Here is a 19,730-nt window from a genome sequence, read left to right on the forward strand (position 1 = left end):
GGAGTGAAAAGATGTTTTTATTACACGCCCTCGATCAAACCATTAAAAAAGTGAAAGCACAAACAGCAAATATACTTACTTTAATGAATTTATCCCTTGGTGGATTTGCAATAATTGCCGTGATGCACGGCCAATTGAATTTAAGCCTGCTTTTAATCTTCCTGGCTGCCCTTGCAGATCGCTTTGACGGTATGGTTGCACGGAAGTTCAACATTGAATCGGAATTGGGTAAGCAGCTTGATTCCATGTGTGACATCATATCTTTCGGCGTCGCACCAGCTCTATTATTATACCAAGGAATATTGATAGAATTCGGAGCACCTGGCACACTCTTCACCGTTTTCTATATTGGCTGTGGCGCATTTCGTCTCGCCCGCTTCAATATAAGTGAAAGCAATGGATATTTTATGGGAGTGCCAATTACGGTTGCGGGCTGCATCGCTACATTAAGTTATCTCGCCATCCCGTATTTCCATCCGGTCTTTTTCTTATCCCTCATGATTATATTATCATTGCTTATGGTCAGTCCATTTAAACTGAAGAAAGTTTAAATAAGAAAGCGGATGTCCTATGGACATCCGCTTTTTTTCGTTCATATTCAGCCTAAACCCCTTTTATGCTTTTCGGACTAAGGGGTCGGTCAAACGCATGAATTCTTCAACATCCTCCATACAGGCATTGACCGCTTCTTCCCAAAAATCCCGGGTCTTCAAATCGACGCCTAAATGTTTCTCCGCCAGATCCTCGACCTTCATGGAACCGGTATCCTTTAATAGAGCGATATATTTTTCTTCGAATCCTGCAGGTTCTTTCAGGGCATTCGCGTAAATGCCTAATGAGAATAAGTAACCGAATGTGTACGGAAAATTATAAAATGGTACACCTGTAATATAGAAATGGAGCTTTGAAGCCCAGAACGTTGGATTATAATCACTTAAAGCATCGCCATAAGCTTCTTTTTGTGCATCGACCATCAGTTCATTCAACCGTTCGGCACTGACATACCCTTGTTTCCTCTCATCATAAAACCTTGTCTCGAATAAGTAGCGGGCATGGATATTCATGAGTAATGCAACCGAACGCTGTATTTTATCTTCTAAAAGCACAAGCTTTTCTTCCTCACTGGCCGCTTCCTTCACAGCCGCATCCGCTACGACCATTTCAGCAAAGGTTGAGGCGGTTTCAGCCACATTCATGGCATATGACCGATTCAATGGATGGATATCCCTCATTGCATAAGAATGGAATGCATGTCCCAATTCATGAGCCAATGTCGATACATTGGATGGGGTGCCCGAATACGTCATGAAAATCCTTGACTGCTTATTTAATGGGAAGCCGGTGCAAAAACCGCCTGGTCTCTTACCTGGTCTGTCCTCCGCTTCAATCCAGCTGTCTTCAAAAGCTTTTTGGGTGAAGCTTGCTAATTGAGAACCGAACTTAGAGAATTGCTGTATGATGAAGTCTGCACCTTCTTGATAATCCATTACTTTGGACTGTGCCGTAACAGCAAGCGGTGCATCCAAATCCGCCCAACTTAATTTATCCAAATCCAATAACTCCGCTTTCCTTTTTAAAAACCTCACAAGCGGCTCCTTATGATCGGCAATGACATTCCACATGCTTTCGAGGGTTTCTTTTTTCATCCTCCCTATTTCAAGAGGCTCTTTCAAAATATCATCCCAGCCCCTTTTTTCATTCACACTGAGACGGAATCCAGCCAAGTGGTTCAGCGTCCGGGCAAAAAGGTCACTCTTTTCCTCCCAAGCCTGTTCCCACCCGGTAAATAACTCTTTCCGGGCCCCTTCATCAGGATCAGAAAATTTATTCGCCGCTTGGCCTACAGAAAGCTTTTCACCCTTATAAGGGATCGTCATTGAACCGACGATTGTATCATACATTTGGCTCCATCCTTCGAAACCATCCATGGCCAATTGGGTGATTAATGCTTCTTCCTTTACGGAAAGCTTTTCCTTTGCCTTTTCCCGACGTTCATCCAATACAAATTTCAATTCATTCAATGGTTCTTTTTCGAGGATTTCTTTAAAAAACGCATCATCAAGCTGTATCAACTTTTCATCCAGCTTGCTTACCACCATTTTTAGTGAAGCGACTATCTTCATTTGTTTGATCCGCAGCTGACCAGCCTTTTTATCGTGCGCATTTTGAGCTTCCAGGCATCCAATGAATGCACTGGCCTGCGTGGATTTCATATTTGTATTTTTATAAAGATCAAATGCCTGGATTAAACTGCTTTCATCATTTCCTTCTGGATTGATATTGCTTACAACCCGGTCTAATTCTTTTACCTCTTCGTTAATTTCATCTAAAAAAATCAGGAACTCCTTAGAAGAGCTTCCTCCTTTAAAAAAGATATCCAAATCCCACGTCAAAGAATATCCCATCCTGCTTTGCCCCCTTTTTATCACTAATCCCATTATAGAGGTAAATTCAATATTTTTCTAATTAAAAGGAATTTTCAGTATTTTTGCCAGAACATTTTTCTATATCCCAGATTAAAAGCATGTTATGATGAATATATTCTTGGGAAAGGAGTGGTTGATTCATATGAAATTCTTTATTCACATGTCTGCCATCATCCTGCTCCTTTGGACGCTGCCCATACAGTTCCATCATCATGCACAGCAGCTGACCATTGAAGAACATACCGATGTTCACCATTGGGATAAGGCCGACAAGAAGCAGCCTTTCGTGCCTTCCTTCAATTCCTGGCAGTCACTTATCATTGTTCTCATTTTCGAATTTTCCATTTTGAGTTATCTTTATTTTCACTCAAATCTACGCCTGCGATATCTCAGTCCGGTTTTTTTTCAGGCGAATTACGTAGCCTTACGCTCTGACATTTTATAAAAACAATAAAATGGAGGAGTGATTCATATGTGGTTCCGACTAATTATGATAGGGGTATTTTCTTTAACCGCTTCACGTCTGTTCCTTTTTCAGGGAATCGAGATTTATCATGCATTTACGGATTTGATCCGAAATAAATATTAAAAAGAAGAGTGCGGGGAAATTCCCCGCACTCTCTTTGACTTTAACATTCCTATCCTTTAGCTTTCTTTTCCTTTTCTTTTTCTGCTCTGTAAAATTCGTGGAACATCTTCATCAATGCACGTTTTTCGATCCTTGATACATAACTGCGGGATATGCCAAGCTCCTTAGCGATTTCCCTCTGGGTTTTTTCCTTTTTCAAATCCAGTCCGAACCTGCCTACAATGACTTCCTTTTCGCGTTCATCCAAAATATCAATATACTTTTTCACTTTTTCTATTTCCATATTGAGCTGAATCGTATCGATGACATCTTCCGATTCCGATTTCAGTACATCGATTAAACTGATTTCATTTCCTTCTTTATCCTGACCGATCGGATCATGCAGGGAAATATCTTTCTTCGTTTTCTTTGTCGCTCGTAAATGCATCAGGATCTCATTCTCAATGCATCGTGCCGCATATGTGGCCAGCTTCGTACCCTTCCCATCCGAATAACTCTCAATGGCCTTGATCAAACCAATTGTCCCAATCGAAATCAAATCCTCTGTATCTTCGCCCGTATTCTCGAATTTCTTGACGATATGGGCAACAAGCCTGAGATTATGCTCGATCAGGATGTTACGGGCATCACCATCACCCTCACTCATAAGCTTCAGATATTTCTTTTCATCCTGAGATGACAGAGGCTGGGGAAAAGCGTTGTTTTTCACATAGGAAACGAATAAGTAAAATTCTTTGATAATATAACCGACAACTGTAAGTATTCCGGGCATTGGTTTCATCCCCCGTTTCTTTGGTTTCCCTATTCATACCTATGCAGCAGTGGGCTTGTTCGTGTCTGTCCCACTAAAAGAAATCAGGAAAGTGTTAAATGTTCAAACCAGCCTGGAGGAATTCCCAAACGAACGAAGGCAAATGTTCAAATGATAGGGAATTTTTTAGGGAAGGGGGTTTTTACGATGCGATATAACTATGGACCATACGGATGCAGCTATGGTTATCCGGCTCCTGTTCCTGCGCCTTGCTATGCAGGGTCCGGTTACGGCTTTGGTTATGGCCTGTTTATTGTCCTCTTGATTTTATTGCTCATTTTCGGGTTTTGGTGGTTGCCGGGATGTGGATTTGGTTATGGAGGATCAGGTCCGTGCTGCTGATTCAGGCAAAGAAAAAAACTCGGCCCGAGTGCCGAGTTTCCCCCTTTACATATTCATCTCTACCGTTGCAGTTCTGAGTTAGCGTCATAACAACATACCTTCAATTTTATCATGTTTCCAATAGCCTCTTCCGCTGTACATATATACATACAAACGCTGGCAATACACCGGCAGATCCGTTAGCCGGTATCCTTCTCCTGCCAATAGCAACGCTTCTCTCCTTTTACATAAAACAAATTCAACATTTTAACCTCCACCTTTCTTTAAATTTTATTTTAATGAACGGGATACCAACCTCGTATGTTTTTAGAAAAATGGACGGTGCTTCATCGCTTTATCTAGATGTTCTTCTCGAATCTTGTGAATTCTCTCCTGCTGCAAACATTCCTCGGCAGTCATTTTTTTCATTTTAATCGTGATTGTGAAAAAAAGCATATTCAGTGTCATAATATCACCTCCTTTAAAGGGGCGGCCCATCAAAAAGGCATAAAAAGGCCGCAGAAAGTTAAGTTCTCCTGCGGCTTCTTTTTGAAAATATAAAAAGGCCGCAGGATAAAACACTTCTCCCTGCGGCCGCTATGTTTGAATGATTAATAAAGCCAAATTGCTTTAGAAATATTCCGCTTGGCACAGGTCGAATGTTATTTGATTGTCATTTGAAACGGACCGGCTAATAGTGACGACTCCATGTAGATACAATGTCATTTTCTTCGACCTCCTTTGGAATATTTTTTATTACTTGGTAAGTATATCCACAAATCCGATATTTGTAAACGGCTTTTGCCTATTTATTTGAAAATTTCGATCTTTTTACCCATTTTCAAGAGCTATTATTACCTAAAGGAGGTAAGTGGTATGATAATCTGCCCCTTAATGGGCAACACCAACAGAAAAATAAAAAAACCTGATTCCATTAAAGAATCAGGTTTGCTTTTATTGTTTTAAAGAGTCCTGGTCATCCATTTCGGCCAAGATCTTTTTATATTTTTTGGATAATGAGAAAAATACTATGGATATGCCCAGGAATGTTATTGTCGCTCCCATATAGACATATGTGTCAATGATCGCTTTGTCGCCAGAGGGAAGGATGGTTCCTAAATAGAAGAACGAACCTACACATAACAAAGTGATCGCAAATTGTTTAAAATCGACCATTTTCGAACGCAGCATTGCCGCCGTTTGCATTTTGCGGTTTTTCATGCCATTCCACCTTCTTTCAAGCTAATAAGATATCGATATCTCATTCTACCATATTTATTCCAAATTCCAGGGTGTAAATAATGGCAGTAAGCTTGGAAGCGTTCCCTCTCCGATTATCCTTGTAGCGCTTGTTCCAAGTCTTCCAACAGGTCTTCAACATCTTCCAGGCCAACTGAAATGCGAATCAACCCATCGGTTATTCCAAGCTCTGCACGGCGCTCAGCCGGAATGGAGGCATGTGTCATCAAGGCTGGAATCGAAATTAAGCTCTCCACTGCTCCCAGACTTTCCGCAAGTGTAAAGAATCTCACTTTATTCAAAACGGATGCGGCTTTTTCGGCACTGCCGACATCAAATGAAACCATACCGCCGAATCCACGCGATTGTTTTTTGGCAATATCATGATTTGGGTGGTTTTCAAGACCAGGGTAATAGATTTTCGAAACGTCTTTATGCCCGGATAGGAAACGGACGATTTCGGATGTGTTTTTTTCATGTTCTTCCATCCGGATACCCAGCGTTTTAATGCCTCGCATCAGCAGCCATGAATCCTGGGGCCCTAGCACGCCTCCTGTAGAGTTTTGGATGAAATGAAGGTCATTGCCAAGTTTTTCATCATTCACCACGACAAGACCCGCTACAACATCGCTGTGTCCCCCCAGGTACTTCGTAGCGCTATGAAGCACGACGTCGGCTCCAAGTGTAAGTGGATTTTGCCAGTATGGCGTACTGAAGGTATTATCAACAATGGTCAGGATGCCGTTTTCTTTAGCTATTTTTGATACTTCCTCCAGATCGGTGATTTTCAATAATGGATTCGTCGGGGTTTCTATGAACAATGCCTTCGTATTGTCTTTTATCTCTTTTTCGATCGAGTGCATGTCACTCGTATTGATGAACGTAGCCTCCACCCCGAAGCGGTTAAGCACTTTAGTGATGACCCGGAAAGACCCTCCATAAACGTCATCGGTCATCAATACATGATCACCTTGATTGAACAGCATCATAACCGCGGTCATCGCTGCCATTCCTGATCCGAAGGCAAAGCCTCTTTTTCCTTCTTCTAGATCCTTGATCAACTCTTCGAGGGCATGGCGGGTTGGGTTGCCTGTACGGGAATATTCATATCCCCGGTGATCTCCCGGTCCATCTTGTTTATATGTGCTCACTTGATAAATCGGCACCGAAACCGCTCCTGTTTTTTCATCACCAACAATGCCGCCATGAATCAATTGTGTTTTTTTTCTCATTTCAAATACCTCCTTGATAAATTTTTTTGCTTAAGTATCGTTCACTGGAATCCGGAAATATGACGACGATATTCGACCCACGGGAAGCCTTCGCTGCTTCTTTCATGGCCGCTGCAAATGCCGCGCCCGAAGAACTGCCGACAAGGAGGCCTTCTTTAAGCGCCAATTCCTTTACCATATGGAAAGCATCATGATCGCTTATCGTATGGATTTGATCAAAATACGTTTCATCCATATAGGTTGGCAAAAATTCCATCCCGATGCCCTCTGTTTTATGGGGTCCTGCTTTGCCGCCGTTTAAAATCGATCCTTCTGGTTCGACAATGACCGTTTTGACAGCAGCGTTCTTTTCTTTTATATATCGCGATGTTCCCATGAATGTCCCGCCCGTCCCGGCACCGGCAACAAACACATCTACATCGCCTTCCATCTGTTCCCATATTTCAGGTCCCAGCGTTTTATAATATGCTTCAGGATTGGATGGGTTGGCGAATTGCTGAGGACAATAAGATCCCGGAATTTCAGCCAGCAGCGCCTTAGCCTTGGCAATCGCTCCTGTCATTCCTTCCTCTGTCGGGGTCTGGATCACATTCGCTCCAAGAGCACGCATCAATTCCTGTTTCTCTGCACTGAATTTCTCCGGAACGCAAAAAATCACGTCCACGCCACTGTTTATCGCAGCCAACGCCAAGCCAATTCCAGTATTTCCGGCAGTCGGTTCGATGATCGTCCCGCCCTTTTTCACCTTCCCTGTCTGTAACGCTTGGGCTAACAATTCTTGACCAAGCCGATCCTTCACACTGCCTCCCGGATTAAAGTATTCCAGTTTGGCAAAGATGCGGACTTCATCCGGAAGCGGGAACTGGGTGATTTCCATCATCGGTGTTTCCCCTATCAACTCATGAATGTTTTGAAAGACTTTCATATTCGGACATCCTTTCATAGTTATCCTACCAATTTAATAAGAATTATGCAATAAAGAATGATCAGCGGAAAGGCTTCCGCTGATCACTTACCATTCATTTCATTTTTTCGACCATTTTCAAAATCAGTGCCGCTGAATGAAGAGCCGCAGTTTCCAGGAATTTATCAAAGGAAATATTGGACTCCTTACCTGCGATATCCGAAAGGGAACGAATGATGACAAACGGTGTTTTGAATTGGAAGGCTACCTGTGCAATGGCTGCCGCTTCCATTTCCACCGCATATAAATCAGAGAATTTCCCTCTGACGAATTCAACCCTGACAGGATCATTCATGAAAGAATCCCCCGTAACGATCAACCCTTTCGCCACTTGAATATCCTCGATTTCTTTTGCTGCTTCTTCTGCGATTGCGAGAAGCTTTTCATCCGGGATGAAAGCTGCCGGAAGCTGAGGGACTTGACCGTACTCATATCCAAAAATCGTCACATCGACATCATGGTGGCGAACTTCCGTGGATATGACCACATCCCCTACATTAAGTGCTGGATGATATCCGCCGGCAGAGCCAGTATTGATGACTGCATCCGGTTTGAATTTTTCTAACAGAATCGTTGTGGACATTGCCGCATTCACTTTACCGATTCCCGATTTAAGCAAAATGACCTCGACACCATTCAGTGTTCCTGTATTAAACTCGGAACCGGCAATGGTCACCCGCTCCAAACCTTCCAATTTATCACGTAAAATCGTAACTTCTTCTTCCATTGCTCCGATTATGGCTACCTTCATTAGTATAACCTCTTCCTATAATTTTTCCGCCTCCATAATCCAGACAAATTGATTGCAGCGCTCGAAGTTCACTTTATATCCATTTGCTTCAAGTGCTTTTTCCAAAAAAGGAATAGTAGTATAATATTCCGTTTGCAAATCGTTCGCCAAATTATGAAAGCCTGCCTGCCTTGCATCTTGAATCGCTCGTTCATGAGCTTCCCTTGATTGATACATCGTATCCGCAAACACTATTTTACCACCAGTATTCAGTAACTTTCCATAGTTGGCTATCGCTTTTTCTTTTTCTTCATCGGTTAAATGATGAAACGCATACGTGCTCACGATCGAATCAACCTGTTCCGGCTTCGGAAAATCGATAAAATCCCCATCTGCAATTTCTGTTTTTCCACGCAGCTTGCTTACCGCTATTTCCCTCATCGCAGGTGAGGGTTCAATTCCCGATACCTTTAGGCCTTTCATCAAAAGCCTTTCCGTCAAATTCCCGGTACCTACGCCGAACTCCAACACATGACCATGAGCCCGGTCCGTGACGCTATCCAATATCCTATCATAATGTTTAAAAACCTCTTGATACTCAATATCGTGTCCACTAACCGTATCATCATACGATTTCGACCATTCTTCAAATAAATCGATAAATTCTCTGCCCATTTTTAATCACCTTTTTATGATAAGATAATAAAACCTATAAGCATAATATGAAATAAACGCAGAAACAGTTCTTGTTTTTTAGGCAAATCCATCATTCGGTTCAGATTCGGCGAAAATGGTGTTAAACTAACAGTATCTAAAATGTTGGAGGGGAACAGTCATGAGTTTTCAACTTGACTTAAACTTATTCGAAGATAAAATAGAATTTTTCGAGGCAGAAAGCATCAAGAATCTTGAAGAAAAAATCCAATCACAAATTGAAATCAATAAAGCGATCATGCTCCAGGTGGAATCCGTATCACACCAAATGTATGTAAGTGAGGAAGGCAGACGTTTTTATAGTGCAGTCGTCCACTTTAAAGCAAAAAAGTGATCACGATGAAAACCCCCGAAATGCGGAATACCTTTCGGGGGTTTTAAGTTTATGATTTTGAACATTACCTTTTATCGTTTGTCTTCAGCTCTTCAACTTTTACAGGCTTCCAACCTGATCCGTCCACCCATTCAATATAAACACGGAAGGTTTTAGGACTATCTCCTTCAGAAACGGTTCCGATTGCCGTATTGGGCGAACCGCCGTTTTGCAGCCACCATATTCTCATGCTGCCTTCATCGATTCCAGCCCCAGTTGCTATGGCTTTACTCATTTCATTCCAATCGACCGAGTCCTTTTCGAAGCTTGTAGTGTGTTCCCCGGATTGCTCAGTTCCTACTGGTTCCCAGCCCTCACTCGTATATGTGGCCGCAACATTGCTATCGCCGCTGCCTTCCACTTCCACAAGTTCGGCATCCCCTGCTTTTTCTGGATCTGCACCATCTTCTGCCTTCTCTTCTGAATCTTCCTCTGTTGCTTTACTATCTTCTTCTGAATCTTCCTCTTTTGCTTCACTATCTCCTACTGCGTCTTCCTTCTCTGAATCCGTTTCTTCCTTTTTGCCAGCAGGCTTGTCCGCTACCTTCCCTGAATCTGTATCGGCGATTTGCTTTGGTTCTGTCGTGGCTTTTTTTGTTTCGGTGCCATCGTCACTTAAGAAAATCGTGACTGCGACAATGACGATTAAAATGGAAACAATGGTGATAGCAATATTATATATTTTATTTACTTTTCTTTTTTGATCTCTCTGATTAAAACGTGAGCCCAAGGTCCATTCCTCCCTTACCTTTTCTTACTGCCTCATTTTAACATGATTTAGCTAGAGATAGAAGGGAAGGGTTTCCTACACTTTTCGTCAATTCTCGCTATTGTCCTGGTCCTTGGAGTACAGGACTTTTACAATATCTGAAAAAAGAGGCGTCATGCTGGAACTGTTTTCCTTTGTTTCAAAACTTACGGTAACAAGAGCATATTTGGGATCTTTATATGGAAAGTAGCCCGCAAACCATTTATTGAGCTCCCCTTTTTCGATATTGGTCTGAGCTGTTCCAGACTTGCCGGCGACCTCAACAGGCAAATCTCTCAAGGCAGCGCCCGTCCCTTTCTCTTCCGTCACGACCTTCCTAAGAAGATGCTGCATCTTCATCGCCGTATATGGAGACAGTGTCTCGCCGCCAATACTTTGATTGGGAAAATCGACTACGGTCGTACTGTTGTTAAATTCGACCTTTGAAACGGCTTTGACCTGTTCCTTCTTGCCGCCGCGGGCAATCGTAGCCATCATATTCGCTATAGCGAGCGGTGTCGTTTGGACATCCTGCTGGCCAATTGCCGTTTTGGCAATCATTTTCGGATCTTTTTTTAAATCGTCATCATGCCAGACCTTACCGGCTTGTTCATGATGCAACTGAGTGACTTCGGTGTGATACACATCCCCTTGCCAGCCCGTTTCACCAACCAGACCTAACATTTCAGCATATTTATCCAAAAATTCCGGATCCTTCTCAGCTATTTCCTGTGACAACTCGGCAAACGTCCTGTTGCAGCTTTGGGCAAAGCTATTTTCAAAATTAAGCATGCCCAGTTCCCTCTGTTTATCCGTTTTCCCGTCTATCGTCAAATTACAATTAAATGTCCGGGTGTGACTAGCGGCTTCATAATCGATGGCAGCTGCTGCCGTGACCGTTTTAAAGACGGAGCCCGGTGTTTTTTGAGTCAGCATCATATTGACGGCCCCTTCGCCATTCGGATCTTTTATATTAAGCGCCGGACGTGATACCATTGCGACGATTTCACTTTTTTCAATATCGATCAGTACAAGACCGCCTTTTTTTATCCCGCGGTCATCGACGAGCTTCTCCGCTTTTTCCTGAATTTCTTTATCGATCGTCGTCACGACCTTCACCGGGTAAAGCGGATTTGCAGGTTCCACATATTTAACATCGACACCGAACATTGGTCCTCCGCTGGCGTCCACGTGAAAAACGAGCTTCGATTCCCCAGCGGAAAGCAAGAACTCATCGAAGGTCCTTTGCAGCCCCGTATTGCCTATTTTCGTTTCAGGGGATAAATTCATGTCAGGATAACGTTTTTTCTTTTCTGCATCTGATATATTCGTCGTGCCGATCAATTGCGCTGCAGGGGTTTGATCATGATATAATTTCTCGTTCACGGCAAAGACCCCGGGAATCTTCAGTTCATTGATTGCCTTCGATTGGCTCGATGTCAACTCTATCGGTTCATCCCCGCCAAATACGAATGGTTCCTCTGCCAGTTCTATCGCCCGTTTTAACTCCGCTTCCGATTTGCCTATTATCGAGGCCACTTCATCTATAGGCCATGTCATTTTTTTCAAAAATGGAAATAGGACGAGCGTTGGGATTTCTTCATGTGCAAGCGGTTCTCCATTTCTGTCATAAAACTTTCCGCGTCCATCATCAATCTTTAATATCTGTGAACGCTGATTCACGCTTGCTTCTAATAGGTTCACATCATGCTTTGAAAAAGATTCTGTCGATACAAGTTGGATATAGGCAAGCCTGCCTATGAGCATCAGCATGAAAGCGGTCAAAAAAAGAGCCAGCAACCTCATTCGTTTCTTTTTCATAAAATACACCTCGTAACCATTGTTGACGAGGTGCGAATTTTTAAACAATTATGAACAAATTTAACGCGGCATTTTTCCGATAAAAAAGAGGATGCCCCATGGACATCCCCTTTTGCATTTAATTAGTCGATGGAAACAATCTTGACGCTCATTTCGCCGCCAGGAGTCATGATAGAAACCTTGTCGCCGACCCTTTTTCCTATCAGGCTTTTCGCGATCGGGGAATCATTGGAGATTTTCCCTTCGAATGGATCCGCTTCAACGCTTCCTACGATGGAATATGTTTCTTCGTCACCATTTGGAAGCTCAACGAATGTTACCGACTTTCCAAGTGAAACTGTATCTGTATTCGAATCATTGCCTTCAATGATTTTTGCATTACGGATCATGTTTTCGATTGTTGTAATCCGTCCTTCAACGAAAGCCTGCTCTTCTTTTGCGGAATCGTACTCTGAGTTCTCGGAAAGGTCCCCAAAACTGCGGGCGATTTTGATTCTTTCCACCACTTCTTTACGTTTAACCGTTTTTAACTGTTCCAGTTCCTGTTCAAGCTTTAACTTACCTTCAATAGTCATTGGATATTCTTTTTCAATTGCCAAAACCCTTCACTCCTTCAAATTCTTTACAGCAAGCATTCGCTGTCACAAGTTTATGTACTATATAGTGCTTAACCCTGAAATCGAGTCAGAATATATAATTGCGCGACTTAAAAAGTACGCGCTTCGATACTAAGAAACATCCGTTCCTTAGTATATAAACCGACTGCGGTGTGCAGCCGGTTCGTTCTGTATCAAGAATAGAGTATTGCGTTTTCCAACATTTGTCCAGTCTTTCCCAATAAATAGTTGGGATTATTTAAATAAACGGAGGAAAATGGCACCTATCATTATTTATGCTATGTTATTACAAAAAAGACTTTTGTTCAAGGATTGTTTGAATTTTTGTCACCATGAGGTCAATTGCCACATGGTTTTGACCGCCTTCCGGAATGATGATGTCGGCATAACGCTTCGTCGGTTCTATGAACTGATTATGCATCGGGCGAACGACACTGATGTATTGTTCGATGACGGAATCTATGGAACGGCCGCGTTCTTTAATATCACGGGTCATCCGACGAAGGATCCGCAAGTCTGCGTCCGTATCAACATATAGCTTCATATCCATCAAGTCTCGGAGGCGCTCGTCCTCCAGCACAAGAATCCCTTCAAGGATGATGACATCCTGGGGTTCAACTGTAATGACTTCTTCCGAACGCGTATGGATCGAATAATCATAAACCGGTTTTTCTATCGTTTCATAGCGCAGCAATGCGTTAATGTGATCGATTAGCAAATCATTATCAAATGCAAGCGGATGATCATAGTTCGTTTTCAAGCGCTCTTCAAAAGGCAGATGACTTTGATCTTTATAGTAATAATCTTGTTCGATCATCAAGATGGAATGTCCTTGAAAGAATTCAAAAATGGAACGGGTAACACTTGTTTTACCTGATCCAGACCCTCCGGTAACTCCGATGACCACTGGTTTCTTTCTTGTCATGTCAATTCTCCTTCCGCATCATATTGTTCACATAAACTCTATTATCTACTTGAATGCGGACAATTTGAAGCGGATGGCGGGCTGCCTCCAGCTCCTTACCTGACTCATCCCAGATCGTACCGATTTTTTGAGTGAAGTTTTCGATTTCCGGTCCAAAAAACTCCACTTCATCTCCAGGCTTGAAGAAGTTACGTTGCTGCATGGTAACGATTTTAGTTTCCTCGTCGTAATCAAGCACCAACCCTGCGAAGTCGAAGCGAGTCTTTACGGTATGATTCCCGAACATTTGCTGTTTATACCCAGGAATTTCACCTTCCATGAACGATGATGCCGTCTCACGATTCGCACACTTATCAAGCTCTTCCAGCCATTCTTGTTTAATCTTGAAATTGTCCGGATCGGCACAATACGCATCAATCACTTTACGATAGACGCTGACAACTGTTGCAATATAATGAATGGACTTCATTCTTCCTTCGACTTTTAAGCTGTCTATGCCAATTTCAATCATGCCTGGCAGTGATTCAATCAGCTTCAAGTCTTTTGGACTCATTGCGAATGGTGCATCTTCTTTATCGAATAAAGCCTTTTCCCCGTCTTGATCCAACTCATATAAATCATAATCCCAACGGCAAGACTGACAGCAGCCGCCGCGATTCGAATCACGCGCCGTCATATGGTTCGAAAGGGTGCAGCGTCCAGAATAGGCAATGCACATGGCTCCATGAACGAAAGCCTCGATTTCGATATCGACCTTCTCCTTCATTTCACGGATTTCATCAGCACTCGTCTCACGTGCCAAAACAACCCGCTCCAAGCCTTCCTCTTTCCAATACTGAACAGCCTTCCAGTTCGATAGGGATTGCTGTGTGCTTAAATGGATCTCGACGTTCGGAGCGACCCGTTTACAGGTTTCGATGATTAATGGATCGGCTACGATGATACCATGAACCCCAGCCTCCTGAAGTCCTTCCAGGTATTCATCCAAACCATCTATATTTTCATTATGAGCGAAGATATTTGTCGTTACATATACTTTAGCGCCATACTTTTTAGCGAATTCGACGCCTTCCTTCATTTCCTCAAACGTGAAGTTGCCGGCATTGGAACGAAGACCATATTCCTGACCGCCAATGAACACGGCATCCGCGCCGTAATGGACGGCAATTTTTAATTTTTCAAGGTTGCCGGCCGGAGCCAGCAATTCCGGTTTTTTTACAATGACTCTCTTTCCATCAACGATCTTGGAAATTTTATCAGCAATAGCATTCAAGGCTATTCCTCCTCTTTCTCTTACCCTTTTCTTTAATAAACCGATTCTTTAAAGAAGAACCCGGTATCCAACTCGCGATTATCCGGCTGAACCGCTTTGACTTTTTCAAAGAGCTCAGATTTAATATCATCATAGCGGTCAGGGTCTTCAGCACATACGTCAATCGCTTCCCGATATAGCTTTGTCATTTCAATGATATATTCCGGTGTTTGCAATAGCCCTTCGATTTTCAGTGAATCGATTTCCGTTTCAATCAATTCCTGAAGTTCATCAATCATGCACATATCATTCGGACTCATGATATGTGTGCCATTTTCATCCTCATAAATCGGGTATTTATTTTCACGTTCCTTATCATGCAAGAACATACTTCTATTTCCCTTCCGATTTTCCACTTCCATTGCCTTGCCTTGGTATTCAAAGTAATTACCTAGAAGCGTACGCTTCGATTGGAACATGCATGTCATGCCGTGCACTTGCACTTCCATCTCCACTTCGGCATTTTCCTTCATTTCCACTATCTCGTCCAGACTTATCTCACGGGCAGCCACGGCACGGACAGCACCGCGTTTCCCCCAGTAATTACATGTATACCAGTTCGTTACCGTCATCTCTGTATTCCAGTGCAGGGGCATATCAGGTGCCACGGCACGGACAGCCATTAAGACTGCGGGATCACCGAATATGATCCGATCGGCACCAGCTTCTTTAAGGAAGGTGACATACCCTTCAAGCTCGTCCACTTTTTCATTATGAAATATGGCGTTCATGGATACATACACTTTCTTGCCCGCAGCATGTGCAAGCTCAATCGCCTTCTCGACAGCTTCACGTTTGAACTCTCCTGCCAGCCTTAGTGCATAACGTTGTTCGCCAATGACGAAGGCATCAGCGCCGGCATCGATGAGTTCTGTTATATGTTCGACACTTGTCGGAGTCACGAGTAATTCAGGCTTTTTCATTTTTGTCACCTCTATGTTTACTTATGGCCACACCATCACCAATCGGCAAAATTACGGTATCGAAATTGGGATGGTCATGTAACCAGATGTTAAAATCTCTGATTTTTTTGATGAGAGCTCGCTTTCTTCTCGTCATTTCCATTTCTTCAATGTTTTCGGCAACCAGGCCTTTGAATAAAACATTATCAGTAATGATGATGCCAGCACTAGCAAGGAATGGTTCAAACAGTTCAAAGAATCGCTTGTACTGCCCTTTAGCTGCATCAACGAAGATGATATCAAACGGACCATGTTCCATGACTTTCGGCCCAGCTTCAAGGGCATCCCCTTCAATGAGGGTGATCCTTTCCGACAGTCCCGCCTTCTTGAAGTTAGCTCTTGCCTGCTCAATACGGGCTTCATTCCGTTCAAGTGTGACGATACGAGCATCCGGAAGGGTCTCAGCCATCCTTATAGCCGAATAGCCAATCGCCGAACCTACTTCCAATATCGCCTTTGGCTGATGAAGCCTTAAAATCTGTAGCAGTACCTCAATGCCTTCGGGCTCCATGATTGGCACATTATTTTCCAACGCAAAATCTTCCAACTCCTTAAGCAAACCCGTACGCTCCGGTATTAAGGAATGAAGATATTGTTCTATTTTTCCGTTCAAAACGTTTCCTCCAATTATAAGGAAAACAAAAGCGCTTGGTCAGTAACATGAAGAAATTGATAGGTCAATTTCTTCACAAGGAGCAGCTGAAACAAGTATGCTTGACGATCTACATTTCCTTATCTTTCAAAATAAAACCCGGCATTCGCCGAGTTACGTCACCGATAGGAATCGGATCTAAAATTCACTTGTACTATTCTATCATAAAAACAAGGGGAAAGTAATATCTCTCCCCCCTCAGTCTCATTGCATTTTTTTATTTATTTATTGGAAATATGCTCTGCCTTTTTGATATTGTGGTCATCCAAGGTCTTCGAGTAAAGGACTTCCCCTTCAGGTGTTGCCAAAAAGTATAGGTAATCCGTTTTCTCAGGTTTCAGTACCGCATCGATTGATGTCGTTCCGGCATTTGCAATCGGCCCTGGAGGCAGCCCCTTATTCTTATACGTATTATAAGGTGATTTCACCTCAAGGTCTTTATAATACACCCTGCTCTTATGTGAACCTTTCGCATACAAAACGGTCGGATCCGTTTGAAGCGGCATCTCTTCCTCAATACGATTGTAAAAGACGGAAGCTATTTTTCCGCGATCGACCTGTGCCGTCGCCTCTTCTTCAACAAGCGAAGCGAAGGTCAGCATCTCATGTACGGAATAATCGTTTTTGTCCATCTGGGTCTCGTATGCCTGCAATGTCTCTTCGGTTTTCTTCAGCATCTCGATGACGATCGATTCCAGTGTCGGCTTTTCCTCATAAAAGTCATAAGTAGCTGGGAAAAGGTATCCTTCAAGCGGATATAAAACCTTTTCATTTTCAATTTCCGAGGTCAAGAGCTGCGGAAATTTCTCTTGCATGGCATTAACGAATTTCTTATCATTCAATTCCTTAAATACCTTTTTCGGATCTTCACCCGTCTTGACTGCGATGATATCGGCAATTTGGACAAGCTGCTTTCCTTCAGGGATCGTTATCTTCATTGCAGCTTCCTTCATGAGTTTTCCGGTTTTGATGCTTGTGACGATATCTTCAATTGGCATGGAAGGTGATAATTTATACTCACCTGCCTGAAAACCGGATTCATTGCGGAATTTAATATAATATTTGAATACGCGTGCGTCCTTGATTATCCCCTGCTCTTCAAGCAGTGTCGAAATTCCGTTAACGGAAGAACCGATTGGGATTTTCACTTTCTTGATGGTGTCATCTTCAGGATCGACTGGTTTCATGGCTGAGTTGATATATAAAAAGCCCACAAGACCAACTATCCCAATTAGTACAATAAGCGAAGCTATCGTAATCATGATGATTTTACGAACCAGCTTGGCTTCTCCTTGCTGTTCTAACAATTTCATTCGGATATGTTCCTTTTTAGATAAATTTTTATCTTTTTCATCCATTTTCATTCCCCCTGCAAACTCACACCAACTACAGAATGGTTTCTAGATGATGCTTTCTCTAATTAGTCTTTGCTTCGAACATTATACTAAAATCAACAAATAATTACATGTTTTTTGCAAAACTACATTCATCAATACTCTATTTATGGCAAAAATGCACTAGTTTTGTCAATATACAGGTATTATTTAATAGGAAAATAGTGATATATTTGTCTAAGTTTTTTTGAGGGTATATTGATTTCCGCTCCAGGCACTCGCTTTCCGCGGGCGGTCCGGGAGCCACCTCGGCTACGCCTGCGGGGTCTCCCCTAGACGCGCTTTTCCCGCAGGAGTCTCGCACCTTACTCTCCAATCAACTTTGTTTTAATTATTTACTCAGCTTAAAAATTTGTTCCCTGCATGTATTAGGCATTTCAAGAAATGGCAGGAATATTCATATAGGAATGCCCTAATAATTTTGAGGAAAAGGAAAGGTGTGGAGGAGTTGGATAATTCTTATTTTGTAGGTTGGGGGACATTGGCACTCATAAACGCCGGACTTGCTCAAGGTAAAAATAGAACGGCGTTGAATTGGTTCTTGCTATCTTTATTTTTGGGTCCGCTCGCCACTTTTATGCTTTTATTCGCAGAGAAAAGATAAGGTGTTACTGGTACATAAATGAAAAAACCGACCTTTTTAAGGGTTTGTACAATTTGAACGTTGATTTCCTTTCCAGGCACTCGCTTTCCGCGGGCGGTCCGCCCTCGGCGCCTTTGCGCCTTTGGTGTCTCCCCTTGACACGCTTTTCCCGCAGGAGTCTCGCACCTTCCAATCAACTTTATTTTAAAATTTTAGATTGAGCCTTTTTTCAAAAAAAAAACCGACCTTTAGGGGCCGGTTTTTTTCTAATCTTATTCTTCTTCTGCTTCTTCTTGGTCAAGGAATGTATTTAACATTTCTTCGACAAGATCCCACTCTTCTTCTGTTTCGATCGGTGTAAGTTCACCATCTTTATTATCTTCGCTCGGTACGAATGATGAAGCGTGGATTTCGATTTCTTCCTCATCATCTTCCGCAGACATCGGATAGTAAAGTACATAAGATTTGTTGAATTTATCTGAGTCGAATGTGAAAAGGATTTCGCAAAGTTGCTCGTTTCCGTTTTCATCTACTACTGTAATGTTGTTTTCGCCGTGTTCCATTTGTATTCACCTCATATTGAATTTGTTTGTCTGTCCAAGAATCCTTGCAGAATCATGACAGCTGCCATTTTATCAATGACTTTCTTGCGTTTGCTTCGGCTCACGTCCGCCTCAAGAAGGACACGTTCAGCCGCCATAGTTGTCAACCGTTCATCCCAGAGAAACACCGGCAGCTTGAATTTGTTTTCTAATCGTTTAGCGAAATCTTGACTGATCTCGCCTCGCGGTCCAACGGTCCCATTCATGTTTTTAGGTAAACCGAGGACAATTTTAGAAACATCATGCTCTTTTATGATTTCATTGAGGCGTTTAAAGCCGAAGTCATTTCCAGCTTCGTTAATTTTGATCGTTTCCAATCCTTGTGCAGTCCAACCCATCGCGTCACTCAGGGCGACGCCGATGGTTTTTGAACCTAAATCAAGTCCCATTGTGCGCATTAGTATTCCTCTCGATGGTTCTTAAGATACGACTTAACCAATTCTTCGATGATTTCATCGCGTTCAAGCTTACGAATAATGTTTCGAGCATCCATATGGCGCGGGATGTAGGCCGGGTCACCAGATAATAGATAACCGACAATCTGGTTTATCGGGTTATAACCTTTTTCCTGAAGTGCAACATAAACTTGAGACAATACTTCTTGTACATCTCTTTCGAATGGTTCTTCGGGAAAATTAAATTTCATCGTTTTATCAAAGGAACTCATAAACATGCACCTCTCCTCAGCGTCCAGAATCCACTATTACCTACATTG

The 19,730-nt window shown here is 42.6% G+C and carries 24 protein-coding genes; 5 read left to right on the plus strand and 19 right to left on the minus strand.

The window, feature by feature from the left end:
* The first annotated feature begins 11 nt into the window (after positions 1-11).
* On the plus strand, positions 12-551 hold the full coding sequence (gene pssA / locus OSJ91_RS18965) for a CDP-diacylglycerol--serine O-phosphatidyltransferase (protein WP_350299530.1): 540 nt from the start codon (positions 12-14) through the stop codon (positions 549-551).
* Between the two features lie 63 nt (positions 552-614).
* On the opposite strand, the gene OSJ91_RS18970 is transcribed toward pssA, so the two are convergent.
* A complete protein-coding gene (locus tag OSJ91_RS18970; protein WP_485890221.1) occupies positions 615-2,405 on the minus strand; it encodes a M3 family oligoendopeptidase in 1,791 nt (596 codons plus the stop codon).
* Positions 2,406-2,568: 163 nt separating this feature from the next.
* Between OSJ91_RS18970 and OSJ91_RS18975 the strand changes: the two genes are divergently transcribed.
* Positions 2,569-2,871: a hypothetical protein gene (locus tag OSJ91_RS18975; RefSeq protein WP_350299532.1), complete on the plus strand. Its 303-nt coding sequence runs from the start codon at positions 2,569-2,571 to the stop codon at positions 2,869-2,871.
* Between the two features lie 193 nt (positions 2,872-3,064).
* On the opposite strand, the gene sigK is transcribed toward OSJ91_RS18975, so the two are convergent.
* On the minus strand, positions 3,065-3,787 hold the full coding sequence (sigK, locus tag OSJ91_RS18980) for an RNA polymerase sporulation sigma factor SigK (protein WP_034308596.1): 723 nt from the start codon (positions 3,785-3,787) through the stop codon (positions 3,065-3,067).
* Between the two features lie 186 nt (positions 3,788-3,973).
* Here sigK and OSJ91_RS18985 point away from each other — a divergent pair, with 186 nt between their 5' ends.
* Positions 3,974-4,168 (plus strand): hypothetical protein, encoded by a 195-nt coding sequence (locus tag OSJ91_RS18985; protein ID WP_413018981.1) that lies wholly within the window; start codon positions 3,974-3,976, stop codon positions 4,166-4,168.
* Between the two features lie 306 nt (positions 4,169-4,474).
* Here OSJ91_RS18985 and OSJ91_RS18990 read toward each other — a convergent pair whose 3' ends face one another.
* The 6 genes from OSJ91_RS18990 to OSJ91_RS19015 form a co-directional block, all read right to left on the minus strand.
* Complete coding sequence (locus tag OSJ91_RS18990; RefSeq protein ID WP_072273247.1) at positions 4,475-4,615, minus strand: YrzI family small protein; 141 nt, start codon at positions 4,613-4,615, stop codon at positions 4,475-4,477.
* Positions 4,616-5,101: 486 nt separating this feature from the next.
* Positions 5,102-5,368 carry a YrhC family protein gene (locus OSJ91_RS18995; protein ID WP_350299534.1) on the minus strand — a complete coding sequence of 89 codons (267 nt, stop codon included), beginning with the start codon at positions 5,366-5,368 and terminating at the stop codon, positions 5,102-5,104.
* A 113-nt stretch (positions 5,369-5,481) separates the two neighbouring features.
* Entirely contained in the window at positions 5,482-6,618 is a 1,137-nt protein-coding gene (locus OSJ91_RS19000) for a bifunctional cystathionine gamma-lyase/homocysteine desulfhydrase (RefSeq protein ID WP_350299535.1), read from the minus strand.
* Between the two features lies 1 nt (position 6,619).
* A complete protein-coding gene (locus OSJ91_RS19005; protein ID WP_413018984.1) occupies positions 6,620-7,543 on the minus strand; it encodes a PLP-dependent cysteine synthase family protein in 924 nt (307 codons plus the stop codon).
* Positions 7,544-7,637: 94 nt separating this feature from the next.
* On the minus strand, positions 7,638-8,333 hold the full coding sequence (gene mtnN, locus OSJ91_RS19010; RefSeq protein ID WP_101222634.1) for a 5'-methylthioadenosine/S-adenosylhomocysteine nucleosidase: 696 nt from the start codon (positions 8,331-8,333) through the stop codon (positions 7,638-7,640).
* A 15-nt stretch (positions 8,334-8,348) separates the two neighbouring features.
* Positions 8,349-8,987: a class I SAM-dependent DNA methyltransferase gene (locus tag OSJ91_RS19015; RefSeq protein ID WP_350299537.1), complete on the minus strand. Its 639-nt coding sequence runs from the start codon at positions 8,985-8,987 to the stop codon at positions 8,349-8,351.
* Positions 8,988-9,147: 160 nt separating this feature from the next.
* Between OSJ91_RS19015 and OSJ91_RS19020 the strand changes: the two genes are divergently transcribed.
* Positions 9,148-9,360 carry a DUF2536 family protein gene (locus tag OSJ91_RS19020; RefSeq protein WP_048682770.1) on the plus strand — a complete coding sequence of 71 codons (213 nt, stop codon included), beginning with the start codon at positions 9,148-9,150 and terminating at the stop codon, positions 9,358-9,360.
* A 64-nt stretch (positions 9,361-9,424) separates the two neighbouring features.
* Here the strand turns inward: OSJ91_RS19020 and OSJ91_RS19025 are convergent, their stop codons facing one another.
* The 8 genes from OSJ91_RS19025 to mltG form a co-directional block, all read right to left on the minus strand.
* Complete coding sequence (locus tag OSJ91_RS19025) at positions 9,425-10,129, minus strand: YrrS family protein (protein WP_485890222.1); 705 nt, start codon at positions 10,127-10,129, stop codon at positions 9,425-9,427.
* A gap of 87 nt (positions 10,130-10,216) precedes the next feature.
* A complete protein-coding gene (locus OSJ91_RS19030) occupies positions 10,217-11,968 on the minus strand; it encodes a peptidoglycan D,D-transpeptidase FtsI family protein (protein WP_350299539.1) in 1,752 nt (583 codons plus the stop codon).
* Positions 11,969-12,090: 122 nt separating this feature from the next.
* Positions 12,091-12,567: a transcription elongation factor GreA gene (greA, locus tag OSJ91_RS19035; RefSeq protein WP_101222638.1), complete on the minus strand. Its 477-nt coding sequence runs from the start codon at positions 12,565-12,567 to the stop codon at positions 12,091-12,093.
* 304 nt (positions 12,568-12,871) lie between these two features.
* Positions 12,872-13,510 (minus strand): uridine kinase, encoded by a 639-nt coding sequence (gene udk / locus OSJ91_RS19040; protein WP_034308619.1) that lies wholly within the window; start codon positions 13,508-13,510, stop codon positions 12,872-12,874.
* A 1-nt stretch (position 13,511) separates the two neighbouring features.
* Complete coding sequence (locus tag OSJ91_RS19045; protein WP_144479406.1) at positions 13,512-14,783, minus strand: peptidase U32 family protein; 1,272 nt, start codon at positions 14,781-14,783, stop codon at positions 13,512-13,514.
* 32 nt (positions 14,784-14,815) lie between these two features.
* Positions 14,816-15,745: a peptidase U32 family protein gene (locus OSJ91_RS19050; RefSeq protein WP_485890223.1), complete on the minus strand. Its 930-nt coding sequence runs from the start codon at positions 15,743-15,745 to the stop codon at positions 14,816-14,818.
* Positions 15,732-16,397 (minus strand): O-methyltransferase, encoded by a 666-nt coding sequence (locus OSJ91_RS19055; RefSeq protein WP_350299541.1) that lies wholly within the window; start codon positions 16,395-16,397, stop codon positions 15,732-15,734. The genes OSJ91_RS19050 and OSJ91_RS19055 overlap by 14 nt, the downstream gene beginning before the upstream one ends.
* 260 nt (positions 16,398-16,657) lie before the next feature.
* Positions 16,658-17,794 (minus strand): endolytic transglycosylase MltG, encoded by a 1,137-nt coding sequence (gene mltG / locus OSJ91_RS19060; RefSeq protein ID WP_350299542.1) that lies wholly within the window; start codon positions 17,792-17,794, stop codon positions 16,658-16,660.
* Between the two features lie 484 nt (positions 17,795-18,278).
* Between mltG and OSJ91_RS19065 the strand changes: the two genes are divergently transcribed.
* Positions 18,279-18,434, plus strand: a complete 156-nt coding sequence (locus tag OSJ91_RS19065) for a hypothetical protein (RefSeq protein ID WP_202190573.1) — start codon at positions 18,279-18,281, stop codon at positions 18,432-18,434.
* Between the two features lie 251 nt (positions 18,435-18,685).
* On the opposite strand, the gene OSJ91_RS19070 is transcribed toward OSJ91_RS19065, so the two are convergent.
* Genes OSJ91_RS19070 through OSJ91_RS19080 form a run of 3 tightly spaced genes read right to left on the minus strand, consistent with a single transcriptional unit; the run spans position 18,686 to position 19,682 of the window.
* Positions 18,686-18,976, minus strand: a complete 291-nt coding sequence (locus OSJ91_RS19070) for a DUF1292 domain-containing protein (RefSeq protein WP_063232962.1) — start codon at positions 18,974-18,976, stop codon at positions 18,686-18,688.
* A gap of 11 nt (positions 18,977-18,987) precedes the next feature.
* Positions 18,988-19,413, minus strand: coding sequence for a Holliday junction resolvase RuvX (gene ruvX / locus OSJ91_RS19075; RefSeq protein WP_034308633.1), 426 nt, complete (start codon positions 19,411-19,413; stop codon positions 18,988-18,990).
* Positions 19,413-19,682 carry an IreB family regulatory phosphoprotein gene (locus OSJ91_RS19080; RefSeq protein WP_034311358.1) on the minus strand — a complete coding sequence of 90 codons (270 nt, stop codon included), beginning with the start codon at positions 19,680-19,682 and terminating at the stop codon, positions 19,413-19,415. The genes ruvX and OSJ91_RS19080 overlap by 1 nt, the downstream gene beginning before the upstream one ends.
* Between the last annotated feature and the right edge of the window lie 48 nt (positions 19,683-19,730).

The organism is Bacillus sp. T-10(2022), from assembly GCF_056502895.1.

What these genes read in the sequence shown, in the direction of transcription:
- pssA (WP_350299530.1), top strand. Translation starts at nt 12, where the DNA reads ATGTTTTTATTACACGCCCTCGATCAAACCATTAAAAAAGTGAAAGCA.
- OSJ91_RS18970 (WP_485890221.1), bottom strand. Translation starts at nt 2,405, where the DNA reads ATGGGATATTCTTTGACGTGGGATTTGGATATCTTTTTTAAAGGAGGA.
- OSJ91_RS18975 (WP_350299532.1), top strand. Translation starts at nt 2,569, where the DNA reads ATGAAATTCTTTATTCACATGTCTGCCATCATCCTGCTCCTTTGGACG.
- sigK (WP_034308596.1), bottom strand. Translation starts at nt 3,787, where the DNA reads ATGCCCGGAATACTTACAGTTGTCGGTTATATTATCAAAGAATTTTAC.
- OSJ91_RS18985 (WP_413018981.1), top strand. Translation starts at nt 3,974, where the DNA reads ATGCGATATAACTATGGACCATACGGATGCAGCTATGGTTATCCGGCT.
- OSJ91_RS18990 (WP_072273247.1), bottom strand. Translation starts at nt 4,615, where the DNA reads ATGACACTGAATATGCTTTTTTTCACAATCACGATTAAAATGAAAAAA.
- OSJ91_RS18995 (WP_350299534.1), bottom strand. Translation starts at nt 5,368, where the DNA reads ATGAAAAACCGCAAAATGCAAACGGCGGCAATGCTGCGTTCGAAAATG.
- OSJ91_RS19000 (WP_350299535.1), bottom strand. Translation starts at nt 6,618, where the DNA reads ATGAGAAAAAAAACACAATTGATTCATGGCGGCATTGTTGGTGATGAA.
- OSJ91_RS19005 (WP_413018984.1), bottom strand. Translation starts at nt 7,543, where the DNA reads ATGAAAGTCTTTCAAAACATTCATGAGTTGATAGGGGAAACACCGATG.
- mtnN (WP_101222634.1), bottom strand. Translation starts at nt 8,333, where the DNA reads ATGAAGGTAGCCATAATCGGAGCAATGGAAGAAGAAGTTACGATTTTA.
- OSJ91_RS19015 (WP_350299537.1), bottom strand. Translation starts at nt 8,987, where the DNA reads ATGGGCAGAGAATTTATCGATTTATTTGAAGAATGGTCGAAATCGTAT.
- OSJ91_RS19020 (WP_048682770.1), top strand. Translation starts at nt 9,148, where the DNA reads ATGAGTTTTCAACTTGACTTAAACTTATTCGAAGATAAAATAGAATTT.
- OSJ91_RS19030 (WP_350299539.1), bottom strand. Translation starts at nt 11,968, where the DNA reads ATGAAAAAGAAACGAATGAGGTTGCTGGCTCTTTTTTTGACCGCTTTC.
- udk (WP_034308619.1), bottom strand. Translation starts at nt 13,510, where the DNA reads ATGACAAGAAAGAAACCAGTGGTCATCGGAGTTACCGGAGGGTCTGGA.
- OSJ91_RS19050 (WP_485890223.1), bottom strand. Translation starts at nt 15,745, where the DNA reads ATGAAAAAGCCTGAATTACTCGTGACTCCGACAAGTGTCGAACATATA.
- mltG (WP_350299542.1), bottom strand. Translation starts at nt 17,794, where the DNA reads ATGGATGAAAAAGATAAAAATTTATCTAAAAAGGAACATATCCGAATG.
- OSJ91_RS19070 (WP_063232962.1), bottom strand. Translation starts at nt 18,976, where the DNA reads ATGGAACACGGCGAAAACAACATTACAGTAGTAGATGAAAACGGAAAC.
- ruvX (WP_034308633.1), bottom strand. Translation starts at nt 19,413, where the DNA reads ATGCGCACAATGGGACTTGATTTAGGTTCAAAAACCATCGGCGTCGCC.
- OSJ91_RS19080 (WP_034311358.1), bottom strand. Translation starts at nt 19,682, where the DNA reads ATGAGTTCCTTTGATAAAACGATGAAATTTAATTTTCCCGAAGAACCA.